General features: G+C 60.9%; 9 protein-coding genes. 6 read left to right on the forward strand and 3 right to left on the reverse strand.

Features of this window, described 5'->3' with window-relative positions:
- Nucleotides 1–211: 211 nt before the first annotated feature.
- The 4 genes from CKW35_RS11810 to CKW35_RS11825 all read left to right on the forward strand — a co-directional run bounded on the left by CKW35_RS11810 (nucleotide 212) and on the right by CKW35_RS11825 (nucleotide 7,148).
- A complete protein-coding gene (locus tag CKW35_RS11810; RefSeq protein WP_023047125.1) occupies nucleotides 212–1,546 on the forward strand; it encodes a carbohydrate porin in 1,335 nt (444 codons plus the stop codon).
- A gap of 32 nt (nucleotides 1,547–1,578) precedes the next feature.
- On the forward strand, nucleotides 1,579–3,990 hold the full coding sequence (locus CKW35_RS11815; RefSeq protein ID WP_095115982.1) for a glucose/quinate/shikimate family membrane-bound PQQ-dependent dehydrogenase: 2,412 nt from the start codon (nucleotides 1,579–1,581) through the stop codon (nucleotides 3,988–3,990).
- Between the two features lie 240 nt (nucleotides 3,991–4,230).
- Entirely contained in the window at nucleotides 4,231–6,648 is a 2,418-nt protein-coding gene (lon, locus tag CKW35_RS11820; protein WP_016488814.1) for an endopeptidase La, read from the forward strand.
- Between the two features lie 107 nt (nucleotides 6,649–6,755).
- Nucleotides 6,756–7,148, forward strand: coding sequence for a protease inhibitor I42 family protein (locus CKW35_RS11825; RefSeq protein ID WP_016488815.1), 393 nt, complete (start codon nucleotides 6,756–6,758; stop codon nucleotides 7,146–7,148).
- 6 nt (nucleotides 7,149–7,154) lie between these two features.
- Here the strand turns inward: CKW35_RS11825 and CKW35_RS11830 are convergent, their stop codons facing one another.
- Both CKW35_RS11830 and CKW35_RS11835 read right to left on the reverse strand, forming a co-directional pair.
- On the reverse strand, nucleotides 7,155–8,090 hold the full coding sequence (locus CKW35_RS11830; RefSeq protein WP_016488816.1) for an alpha-xenorhabdolysin family binary toxin subunit B: 936 nt from the start codon (nucleotides 8,088–8,090) through the stop codon (nucleotides 7,155–7,157).
- A gap of 1 nt (nucleotide 8,091) precedes the next feature.
- Nucleotides 8,092–9,282 (reverse strand): alpha-xenorhabdolysin family binary toxin subunit A, encoded by a 1,191-nt coding sequence (locus CKW35_RS11835; RefSeq protein WP_024717449.1) that lies wholly within the window; start codon nucleotides 9,280–9,282, stop codon nucleotides 8,092–8,094.
- 202 nt (nucleotides 9,283–9,484) lie between these two features.
- Between CKW35_RS11835 and cmoA the strand changes: the two genes are divergently transcribed.
- The gene (gene cmoA, locus CKW35_RS11840; protein ID WP_016488818.1) at nucleotides 9,485–10,228 is read left to right on the forward strand and encodes a carboxy-S-adenosyl-L-methionine synthase CmoA; all 744 of its coding nucleotides are present in this window, start codon (nucleotides 9,485–9,487) and stop codon (nucleotides 10,226–10,228) included.
- Nucleotides 10,225–11,181 (forward strand): tRNA 5-methoxyuridine(34)/uridine 5-oxyacetic acid(34) synthase CmoB, encoded by a 957-nt coding sequence (gene cmoB, locus CKW35_RS11845; protein ID WP_016488819.1) that lies wholly within the window; start codon nucleotides 10,225–10,227, stop codon nucleotides 11,179–11,181. Before cmoA ends, cmoB begins: the two co-directional genes overlap by 4 nt.
- A gap of 69 nt (nucleotides 11,182–11,250) precedes the next feature.
- On the opposite strand, the gene CKW35_RS11850 is transcribed toward cmoB, so the two are convergent.
- Complete coding sequence (locus tag CKW35_RS11850) at nucleotides 11,251–11,454, reverse strand: hypothetical protein (protein WP_016488820.1); 204 nt, start codon at nucleotides 11,452–11,454, stop codon at nucleotides 11,251–11,253.
- Nucleotides 11,455–11,459: the final 5 nt, after the last annotated feature.

The following is an 11,459-nucleotide window of genomic DNA, read 5'->3' on the forward strand; positions in this document are numbered from 1 at the left end:
GGGCGCTTTGCGCCCCTCTTCAGGCTATTGTTACCCGCTGAACAACAATCCCCTGCGACAATTTGTCTTTTTTTCTTACAACTTCCGCTATATCCTGCCCGCCTGAAGCTGAATCGCTTCACTGAAACCATCCTGTCGCCATATCCATTGAAGGGCACGCCCTTCGATGCGCTTGCCGTTTTTTCAATAATCAAAAAGATAGCGCTATCTCATGCTCCAACTGCCCAAAACCTGTTACATCGGCCTTGCCCTCAGCGCCTTGGCGACACCCGCCGCCGCCAGCGAAATGTTCGCCAGCGACTCCCCATGGATGCTCGGTGACTGGGGCGGCACTCGCAGCGAATTGCTGGAAAAAGGCTACGACTTCACCCTCGGCTACACCGGCGAGATGGGCAGCAACCTGCACGGTGGCTTCGACCACGACCGTACCGCTCGCTACAGCGACCAGTTCACCTTTGGCAGCCACCTGGACCTGGACAAGATTTTCGGCTGGCATGACACCGAGTTCCAGCTGACCCTTACCGAGCGCCACGGCGACAACATCAGCAACGACCGCATCAACGATCCTCGCGTCGGCGGCTTCACCTCGGCCCAGGAAGTCTGGGGCCGTGGCGAAACCTGGCGGCTGACGCAGATGTGGATCAAGCAGAAGTACTTCGAGGGTGCGCTGGATGTGAAATTCGGTCGCTTCGGCGAAGGCGAAGATTTCAACAGCTTCCCTTGCGACTTCCAGAACCTGGCCTTTTGCGGCTCGCAGGTAGGCAACTGGGTGGGTGGCATCTGGTACAACTGGCCGGTCAGCCAATGGGCCCTGCGCGTGCGTTACAACCTCAGCGACACGCTTTACACCCAGGTGGGCGTGTTCGAGCAGAACCCCTCCAACCTCGAATCTGGCAACGGCTTCAAGCTCAGCGGCAGCGGCACCCAAGGCGCGGTAATGCCAGTCGAACTGGTATGGACCCCACGTATCCAAGGTTTGAAAGGGGAATATCGCGCTGGCTACTACTACAGTAATGCCAAGGCACAGGATGTTCTCAAGGACAGCAACGGCCAGCCGGCCGCCCTCAGCGGCGCCGCCTACCGCAGCAGTTCGAGCAAGCACGGCATGTGGCTCGGCGCCCAGCAGCAAGTAACCTCGCTGGCATCCGACCAGTCGCGAGGCCTGAGCCTGTTCGCCAACGCCACGGTGCACGACAAGAAGACCAATGCCATCGACAACTATGTGCAGGCAGGACTGGTATACAAAGGGCCTTTCGACGCCCGCGCCAAGGACGACATCGGTTTCGCCCTGGCCCGCGTGCACGTCAACCCCGCCTACCGCAAGAACGCCCGCCTGGCTAACCAGGCCGCAGGCCTCTACGACTATGACAATCCAGGTTTCCTGCCGGTGCAGGACACCGAGTACAGCGCCGAGCTGTACTACGGCATCCACTTGGCCGACTGGCTCACCGTACGCCCCAACCTGCAGTACATCCGCCACCCGGGCGGGGTGTCGCAGGTCGATGGCGCCCTGATCGGTGGCCTGAAGATCCAGAGCAGTTTCTAACCACCCTTTTTTGACCTGACGGAGAACCTACGATGAGCACTGAAGGTGCCAACCAAGGAAGCCGCTGGCTCCCTCGCCTGATCGGCGCGCTGCTGTTGCTGATGGGCCTGGCCCTGTTGGCCGGTGGTATCAAGCTAAGCCAGCTGGGCGGATCGCTGTACTACCTGATTGCCGGTATCGGCTTTGCCCTCTCGGGCATCCTGCTGCTGGCCCAACGCCGCATTGCCTTGGGCCTGTACGGCCTGGTGCTGCTGGGCAGCACTGTATGGGCGCTGCTTGAAGTGGGCCTGGACTGGTGGCAACTGGTGCCACGCCTGGCCATCTGGTTTGCCATCGGCGTGGTGCTGCTGCTGCCGTGGGCACGTCGTCCGTTGATCGGCCCGGCCAGCAAAGCCAACACTGCACTGCTCGGCGTTGCGGTGGTTGCTTCGGGCGCATGTGCGCTGGGCAGCCAGTTCACCCACCCCGGCGAAGTGTTCGGCGAACTGGGCCGCGAAAGCAGCGAAATGGCCAGCGCCGCCCCATCCATGCCTGATGGCGAATGGCAGGCTTACGGCCGCACCGAGCATGGCGACCGTTATTCACCGCTGCGCCAGATCACCCCGCAGAATGCCTACCGCCTGGAAGAAGCCTGGCGCATTCGCACCGGTGACCTGCCGACCGACAACGACCCTGTGGAGCTGACCAACCAGAACACCCCGCTGAAGGTCAACGGCATGCTCTACGCCTGCACCGCACACAGCCGCTTGCTGGCCCTGGACCCGGACACCGGTGCGGAAATCTGGCGTTACGACCCGCAGGTCAAGAGCCCGACCGGCACCTTCAAAGGCTTTGCCCACATGACCTGCCGCGGCGTTTCGTACTATGACGAAAACCGCTATGTCAGCCGCGACGGCAGCCCGGCGCCGAAAATTACCGACGCCGGCCAGGCCGTAGCCCAGGCCTGCCCACGCCGCCTGTACCTGCCTACCGCAGATGCCCGCCTGATTGCCATCAACGCCGACAACGGCAAAGTCTGCGAAGGCTTCGCCAACCAGGGCGTGATCGACCTCACCACCGGCATCGGTCCCTTCACCGCCGGCGGCTATTACTCCACCTCGCCTGCCGCGATCACCCGTGACCTGGTGATCATTGGTGGCCACGTCACCGACAACGAGTCGACCAACGAGCCGTCGGGCGTGATCCGCGCCTACGACGTGCACGACGGCCACCTGGTGTGGAACTGGGACAGCAACAACCCGGATGACACCAAGCCGTTGGCCGCCGGCAAGATGTACAGCCGCAACTCGGCCAATATGTGGTCGATCGCCAGCGTCGACGAAGACCTGGGCATGATCTACCTGCCGTTGGGCAACCAGACCCCGGACCAGTGGGGCGCCGACCGCACCCCGGGCGCCGAGAAGTACAGCGCCGGCGTGGTCGCCCTTGACCTGGCCACCGGCAAGGCCCGCTGGAACTACCAGTTTACCCACCACGATTTGTGGGACATGGACGTGGGCAGCCAGCCGACCTTGGTCCACCTGAAGACTGACGATGGGGTGAAACCCGCGATCATCGTGCCGACCAAGCAAGGCAGCCTGTACGTGCTCGACCGCCGCGACGGTACGCCGATCGTGCCGATTCGCGAAATCCCCACCCCGCAAGGCGCAGTGAAGGGCGACCACACCTCGCCGACCCAGGCCCGCTCCGACCTCAACCTGCTGGGCCCTGAGCTGACCGAACAGGCCATGTGGGGCGCTACGCCATTCGACCAGATGCTGTGCCGCATCCAGTTCCGCGAACTGCGCTACGAAGGCCAGTACACCCCGCCTTCCGAGCAGGGTTCGCTGATCTACCCGGGCAACGTGGGTGTATTCAACTGGGGCAGCGTGTCCGTCGACCCGGTCCGCCAACTGCTGTTCACCTCGCCCAACTACATGGCCTTCGTGTCGAAGATGGTCCCGCGCGAGCAGGTGGCCGAAGGCAGCAAGCGCGAAAGCGAGACCAGCGGCGTGCAGCCGAATACCGGCGCGCCGTACGCGGTCACCATGCACCCATTCATGTCGCCGCTGGGCGTACCGTGCCAGGCACCGGCCTGGGGCTATGTCGCCGCCATCGACCTGTTCACCAACAAGGTGGTGTGGAAACACAAGAACGGCACCACTCGTGACAGCACCCCGGTTCCGATCGGCCTGCCGGTTGGCGTGCCGAGCATGGGCGGTTCGATCGTCACCGCCGGTGGCGTCGGCTTCCTCAGCGGCACCCTGGACCAATTCCTGCGCGCTTATGATGTAAACAACGGCAAGGAACTGTGGAGTGCCCGCCTGCCAGCGGGTGGCCAGGCCACGCCGATGACCTACACCGGCAAGGATGGCAAGCAGTATGTGCTGGTAACCGCCGGCGGCCATGGCTCGCTGGGCACCAAAATGGGCGATTACATCATCGCTTACAAATTGGCTGACTAAGTTACCGAGCCCTGCTTGCAGGGCTCATTCCCCTGTACCGGCCTCATCGCCGGCAAGCCAGCTCCCACAGGTAACCCACCATTTTCAAGGTCGGTGGAATACCTGTGGGAGCTGGCTTGCCGGCGATGAGGCCGGTGCAGGCCATCACAGATGAAACCCTCCCCTGATCCCTTCATCTACCATTGAAACCGATTCCCCTGCGCCCCATCTAAGCACCATAGCCATTCACGCAGGTGCCCCATGAGCGACCAGCAGGATTTCCCGGAACACCCTGACGAACACAGCGAAGTCGAGCACACCTCCCCGGCCGAACCCGGCCACGCCCTCGCCCTGCCCGGCCAGCAACTGCCGGACAAAGTCTACGTGATCCCGATCCACAACCGCCCGTTCTTCCCGGCCCAGGTACTGCCGGTCATCGTCAATGAAGAACCTTGGGCCGAAACCCTCGACCTGGTGGCCAAGTCACCGGACCACTGCCTGGCGCTGTTCTTCATGGACACCCCGCCGGAAGACCATCGCCATTTCGACACCTCGGCCTTGCCGCAATACGGCACGCTGGTCAAGGTGCACCATGCCAGCCGTGAAAACGGCAAACTGCAGTTCGTCGCCCAGGGCCTGACCCGGGTACGCATCCGCAACTGGCTCAAGCATCACCGCCCACCCTACCTGGTCGAAGTCGAATACCCGCGCCAGTCCGCCGAGCCGACCGACGAGGTCAAGGCTTACGGCATGGCCCTGATCAACGCGATCAAGGAGCTGCTGCCGCTCAACCCGCTGTACAGCGAAGAGCTGAAGAACTACCTCAACCGCTTCAGCCCCAACGACCCGTCACCGCTCACCGACTTCGCCGCCGCGCTGACCTCGGCCACCGGCAACCAGTTGCAGGAAGTACTCGACTGCGTGCCCATGCTAAAGCGCATGGAAAAGGTCCTGCCGATGCTGCGCAAAGAGGTGGAAGTCGCGCGCCTGCAGAACGAGATCTCGGCCGAGGTAAACCGGCAGATCGGCGAACACCAGCGGGAGTTTTTCCTCAAGGAGCAACTCAAGGTCATCCAGCAGGAGCTGGGGCTGACCAAGGACGACCGCAGCGCCGACCTGGAACAGTTCGAACAGCGCCTGGAAGGCAAGACCCTGCCGCCCCAGGCGCGCAAGCGCCTTGATGAAGAGATGGGCAAACTGGCCATTCTCGAAACCGGTTCGCCCGAGTACGCCGTCACCCGCAACTACCTCGAATGGGCCACCGCCCTGCCGTGGGGCGTGTACGGCAAAGACAAGCTCGACCTCAAGCATGCACGCAAAGTCCTTGATCAGCACCATGCCGGCCTCGACGACATCAAGGAACGCATCATCGAATTCCTCGCCGTGGGCGCCTGGAAAGGCGAAATCAGCGGCTCCATCGTGCTGTTGGTGGGCCCGCCCGGGGTGGGCAAGACCAGCATCGGCAAATCCATTGCAGAGTCGCTTGGCCGGCCGTTCTATCGTTTCAGCGTTGGCGGCATGCGCGACGAGGCCGAAATCAAGGGCCACCGCCGCACCTACATCGGCGCACAACCCGGCAAGCTGGTACAGGCCCTGAAAGAGGTCGAAGTGATGAACCCGGTCATCATGCTCGACGAGATCGACAAGATGGGCCAAAGCTATCAGGGCGACCCGGCTTCGGCATTGCTGGAAACCCTTGATCCGGAGCAGAACGTCGACTTCCTCGACCACTACCTCGACCTGCGCCTGGACCTGTCCAAGGTGCTGTTCGTGTGCACCGCCAACACCCTCGACTCGATCCCCGGGCCGTTGCTCGACCGCATGGAAGTGATCCGCCTGTCCGGCTACATCACTGAGGAAAAACTGGCCATCGCCAAGCGCCACCTGTGGCCCAAGCAACTGCAAAAAGCTGGCGTTTCCAAGACCAGCCTGAGCATCAGCGACAGCGCCCTGCGCCTGGTTATCGAGGGCTATGCCCGCGAGGCCGGCGTGCGCCAGCTGGAGAAGCAACTGGGCAAACTGGTGCGCAAAGCGGTGGTCAAGCTGATGGAAGACCCCGAAGCCAAGCTGAAGATCGGCACCAAGGACCTGGAGGCCGCACTGGGCATTCCCGTATTCCGCAGTGAGCAGGTACTGGCTGGCAAAGGGGTAATCACCGGCCTGGCCTGGACCAGCATGGGCGGTGCCACGCTGCCGATCGAGGCGACCCGCATCCACACGCTCAACCGCGGCTTCAAGCTGACCGGCAAGCTGGGGGACGTGATGAAGGAATCGGCCGAAATTGCCTACAGCTACGTCAGCTCCAACCTCAAGCAGTTTGGCGGCGATCCTGGCTTCTTCAACGAAGCGTTCATCCACCTGCACGTTCCTGAAGGCGCCACGCCCAAGGACGGCCCGAGTGCCGGCGTCACCATGGCAAGTGCCCTGTTGTCCCTCGCCCGCGATCAGGCACCGAAAAAAGGCGTAGCCATGACGGGCGAGCTCACCCTCACCGGCCAGGTGCTGCCGATTGGCGGGGTACGCGAAAAGGTGATTGCGGCGCGGCGGCAGAAGATCTTCGAACTGATCCTGCCCGAGCCTAACCGCGGCGACTTCGAGGAGCTGCCGGACTACCTGCGAGAAGGCCTGACAGTGCATTTCGCCAAGCGCTTTGCCGACGTGGCCAAAGTTCTGTTCTGACCTGTTCCGTCCTCCTCGCGGCTTTAGCCGCGAAGAGGACGGCACTGGGCACACAAAACCCCACCAGCATCGGTTATCCTCAGGCATCGTCAGCCTACGGAGCCAACATGACCGCCCCTCGTCTGCTCGTTCCCCTGAGCTTTACCCTGCTTTCTGCCTGTGCCCAATACCCCACACAGCCTGTCGAGCTGGATGCCGAAAGTGAATGCCCAACGCGACTGCAGGTAGGCCAGACACTGACGTTGAGCTTGCCCGGCAATCCATCCACCGGCTATCGCTGGCTCGTCAAGAATGCCGCATCAGCTGTGCTGCGCAGCCTCGGCCCGGAGGTCTACAACGCCCCCGATGATCAAGACGTGGTCGGAAGCGCCGGTGTCTCCACCTGGCGCTTCCAGGCTACCAGCACCGGAGATGCCCAGTTGCTACTGGTCTACCAACAGCCATGGGCTGCAGAAGTCGCCCCGGTACAAACCTTCGACTGCAAGATTGTCGTCCGCTGAGGGCAATCAACTGCGGTCATACAGCAGTTGCACCACCTTCAGGTACTCACACAAACCGTCCAGCGCGACTGTGGCAGCTTCCAGATCCATGGTTGCGCTGAGTCTGGCGGCCTGCGCCTGCCACTCAGACTCTACCTTGCGAAGCTCATGTAGCCACCCGTTCTTCAGCGGCACCAAGCCCGACAGCGCCGTGACCGCTTCCAGTTCTTCCCGCGCCGCTTGCAGGGTTCGCTGCACCTGCCGCTGGTCGTCCACTGCAGCCTCGATCTTGCTATCCAGCCGGCCACGGGCTTTGCCCAGGTCGACGAATGTCTTGGCCCCGTCAAGCGCATCAGCATGCCGTGCAAGCTTTTGCGTCACAGCCTTGAACAGGCCGGCGTCGAATTTCGGATCGGTGATCAATCCCATTATCTGATCGACTTCATCATCGCTCGGGATGAGGCCTTTCAGTGCGCTTGCAACCGAAGGTTTCTCGAACAGCTCGATAGCCTGGACAATATCTGCACGCTGCTGTTGCAGTTGCATCAATCGTTCATCGAATGCGACTGCCTGTACTTGAAGGCCGGCCGTTCGCGCTGCCAACTCTGGCAAGGCGTCGACAAGCGCCGATAGCGAAAACAGCTCCAACCGCAAGTTTTTCCTGGCCAAGTGCGCGTGATGCTGATTCAAACGCTCCAGTACACTGGCGAGCCTGCGCTGCGAAGCGGCGCTGTCCACACCCGGAATAAATCGCCGATCCTCCAGCAATACGATACCGCCTATCAAGCTCTCCTTGAACGCGCGCTCGACAGCCAGCAACAGTGTACACAGTTCATCCAGTTGCTCGCGTGCGGCAGGCAGCACGTTCATTTCCCAACTTCCAATGAGCTGGAATATCTGATCCTGCAGATTTTGCATCTCTACAACATCTGGCGTGACGGTTTGAGTATTGGCAATTTCCATGTCAGGCTTCCTCATACTCGTCAATCAGTTCATTGAACAGCTCTGACAGCGTATGGCACACACTGCCTATTTTGGTCCACGGTTTGATAACCTCCGAAAAATCAAGAACAAAGGATTCAAGCTGGACGACGGTACTCAGTTCTTTGGCTTCATTGACAGAGTTGTCGGCATACGAAGCGAGGAACAACCAAACATCGGCCAACCGCTTGGTCGCCGCCGACAGATCCTTGCACCTGAATTGCAAATCTCTGACCAGCGTCGAAACACGCTCGAAGTCCTTCAAGGCCGGCGCCAGCTTGCCCAGTGCATTGGCCAACTCATCGCGTCTTTCAATCAGCGCATTCTTTGTAGCCCTGATAGCTTCTGCCTTGTTTCCGAATACGCCACCGGTTATCACCAGACCGATCGGCCCCAACAAGATACCGGTGAATGCATAGCCAACATGGGCATCGTACTCAGCCTTCAACTGGTCGACCTGCTCGTCCCACTGATCGAGTTGCTTGCGTTTTTCCAGGATTTCCTCATGGGAAACCTTCTCATCGAAGTGCTTCAACAAGCGTCCCATACGCGGCTTGAGTTCACGCTTGATTTCATTGTTGAACCAGTTGGCACGGCTGTCGACGTCAACGATACGCCGGCGAGTGCATTCAATTTCCTTCACCAGTTCGGAAATGCCGAGCGTCAGCACACTGGCGATCTGTGCTTGTTCATGTTCGCTGAGCGCCGAGGTGTAAACATCGTCGCCCTCCTCGGCCTTGCGTTTCTTGATCGCCATGAACACGTCGCTGCTTTCAAGGTTTTCCAAAAGGCTACTGCCACGCTGCACCAGGCTTTCGGCAAACATCTCAATTTCAGGCCCCAGCTGTTTTATACTGCGTTCCAGTATGTCCCATTCAGCGGCATGCCGGTGCAGCGCCACGTAAAGCTCATTGACCATCGACGCTTTAATACCGAGGGCGGCGTAATCGACCTCCCTCTCGATTTCCACCTGCGTCCGCGGTAAATGGTTAACGGTATTGACGTACCGCTTAATGCATTTCAAATTATCTGCCGTCAGCAAACCACCAACTTGCTGACCACCATCGAGCCGGCTTTCAATGAATGAAAAATAGCGTTCTGGCAATATTTTCACTCTGGAAACCAGGTCCAGATCATCGACGGGTAGCTCTTCCTGCACAGTTGCTATATTCATTTCTCAACCCATGAAACCAATGAAGTAAAGGCAGTTGGAGTGTCCACCCGAACCCCCCTGAATACATTCACCCGGATAACTTAACGCTGTGGGAAAGTTCACTGCTGCGGGCATGAACGCTCCGACCCTGAAGCATTGCCATGGCAAGATGCGTGGCCATTGGATAAAATGCGCACCCGTTTCACCCTGTATCGAGCCCACCGTGAGCAAACAACCCGACCGCCTTTTCTCGCAGCCCCTGGAGCAGGTGCCCGATTTCGTCTTCAACGAAGACGTGGTGCGCGTGTTCCCGGACATGATCAAGCGTTCGGTGCCCGGTTACCCGACCATCGTCGAAAACCTCGGCGTACTGGCTGCGCGTTTCGCCCAGCCAGGCACCGCTCTGTACGACCTGGGCGCATCGCTGGGCGCCGTCACCCAGTCGCTGCGTCGCCATGTTCGCAGCGACGGCTGCCGGGTGATCGCGGTGGACAATTCCGCCGCCATGGCCGAACGCTGCCGCCAGTACCTCACCGCTCAGGACTCGATGTTCCAGGAGCTATTGCCGGTGCAAGTGCTGGAAGCCGATATCCTTGCCCTGCCCTTCGAGCCTGCCTCGGTAGTGGCGATGAACTTCACCCTGCAATTCATCGCCCCCGACCAACGCCTGGAATTGCTCGGGCGTATTCGCCAGGCGCTGCTGCCGGGGGGTGCGCTGATCCTTTCGGAGAAGCTGCGTTTCGCCGATGAGCAAGAGCAGGACCTGCTCAATGAACTGCACCTGGACTTCAAGCGCGCCAACGGTTACAGCGAACTGGAAATCGCCCAGAAGCGCAGCGCCATCGAAAACGTGATGCGCCCCGATACGCTCCAAGCACACCAGGAGCGCCTGCGCGCCGCCGGTTTCTCCAAAGTGGTGCCGTGGTTCCAATGCCTTAACTTCGCCTCGTTGATAGCCCTGCCATGATCGATCTGTCCCCCCTCGTCCGCCGCCTGGCGGGCACGCCACTGGCTTCCTGGTCGCAAGGCCTGCAAGCACAACTGGAAGCCAAGCTGGAGAAAGGCCACGGCGACCTCGACCGCTGGCGCGGTGCGCTCGATGCCCTGCCTGCCCTGCAACCCAGCGAAATCGACCTGGTCAACGGGCTGCGCCTGGACTGCGATTGCGACGACGCTACCCGCGCGCAGATGCGCCAGGCACTCATGGGCCTGTCGCCCTGGCGAAAAGGGCCGTTCGATCTGTTTGGCGTGCATGTAGACACCGAATGGCATTCGGACTGGAAATGGTCGCGGGTAAGCCCGCACCTGGACCTCAAGGGCAAACGCGTGCTCGACGTCGGCTGCGGCAACGGCTATTACCAGTGGCGCATGCTCGGTGCCGGCGCTGACATGGTAATTGGTGTCGACCCCAACTGGTTGTTCTTCTGCCAGTTCCAGGCCGTGCAGCAGTACCTGCCGGAGCTGCCAGCCTGGCACCTGCCCTTCGCCCTTGAAGAACTGCCTGCAAACCTGGAAGGCTTCGATACCGTGTTTTCCATGGGCGTGTTCTATCACCGGCGCTCACCCATCGAGCACGTGCTGGCGCTCAAGGACTGCCTGGTCAAAGGAGGCGAGCTGGTTTTGGAAACATTGGTAATCGAAGGTGACGAAAACCAGGTGCTGGTACCGGAGGACCGCTATGCACAGATGCGCAACGTCTGGTATCTGCCGTCGGTACCCGCCCTGGCGCGCTGGTTGCGCCGTGCCGGCTTCAGCGATGTGCGTTGCGTCGATGTGAGCGTTACCAGCGTCGAGGAGCAGCGCAGCACCGAGTGGATGCGCTACCAGTCGCTGGGCGACTTCCTCGACCCGAACGACCACAGCAAGACCATCGAAGGCCTGCCTGCCCCCCGCCGCGCCACCCTGCTGGCGCGCAAATAAAAAAGGCGCCCGGTCGGGCGCCTGAATCCACCTGCGGCGAGGAGCTGTCGCGGCGCAGGTGTTGTGACCTCAATCCTTGGCCACCTCGCGGGCCTTCTCTTGCGCCTTTCGTTCGCGTTCGGCGACGGCCTGTTGTTTGTCGCCGTGCAAGCGCTGCTGGTCTTCGCGGAAGGCTTGCCAGAACTGCTTCGAGCGCTCCGCACCGCCCTCGGCATAGACACTGGCACTGCCCAGGGCAAGGGCGGCCAACAGCAGGTATTTGGTCAGGTTCATCGTGT

Source organism: Pseudomonas sp. Irchel 3F3 (genome assembly GCF_900187545.1).
In the GTDB taxonomy this organism is placed as follows: Bacteria; Pseudomonadota; Gammaproteobacteria; order Pseudomonadales; family Pseudomonadaceae; genus Aquipseudomonas; species Aquipseudomonas fortuita.

What these genes read in the sequence shown, in the direction of transcription:
- CKW35_RS11810 (WP_023047125.1), top strand. Translation starts at nt 212, where the DNA reads ATGCTCCAACTGCCCAAAACCTGTTACATCGGCCTTGCCCTCAGCGCC.
- CKW35_RS11815 (WP_095115982.1), top strand. Translation starts at nt 1,579, where the DNA reads ATGAGCACTGAAGGTGCCAACCAAGGAAGCCGCTGGCTCCCTCGCCTG.
- lon (WP_016488814.1), top strand. Translation starts at nt 4,231, where the DNA reads ATGAGCGACCAGCAGGATTTCCCGGAACACCCTGACGAACACAGCGAA.
- CKW35_RS11825 (WP_016488815.1), top strand. Translation starts at nt 6,756, where the DNA reads ATGACCGCCCCTCGTCTGCTCGTTCCCCTGAGCTTTACCCTGCTTTCT.
- CKW35_RS11830 (WP_016488816.1), bottom strand. Translation starts at nt 8,090, where the DNA reads ATGGAAATTGCCAATACTCAAACCGTCACGCCAGATGTTGTAGAGATG.
- CKW35_RS11835 (WP_024717449.1), bottom strand. Translation starts at nt 9,282, where the DNA reads ATGAATATAGCAACTGTGCAGGAAGAGCTACCCGTCGATGATCTGGAC.
- cmoB (WP_016488819.1), top strand. Translation starts at nt 10,225, where the DNA reads ATGATCGATCTGTCCCCCCTCGTCCGCCGCCTGGCGGGCACGCCACTG.
- CKW35_RS11850 (WP_016488820.1), bottom strand. Translation starts at nt 11,454, where the DNA reads ATGAACCTGACCAAATACCTGCTGTTGGCCGCCCTTGCCCTGGGCAGT.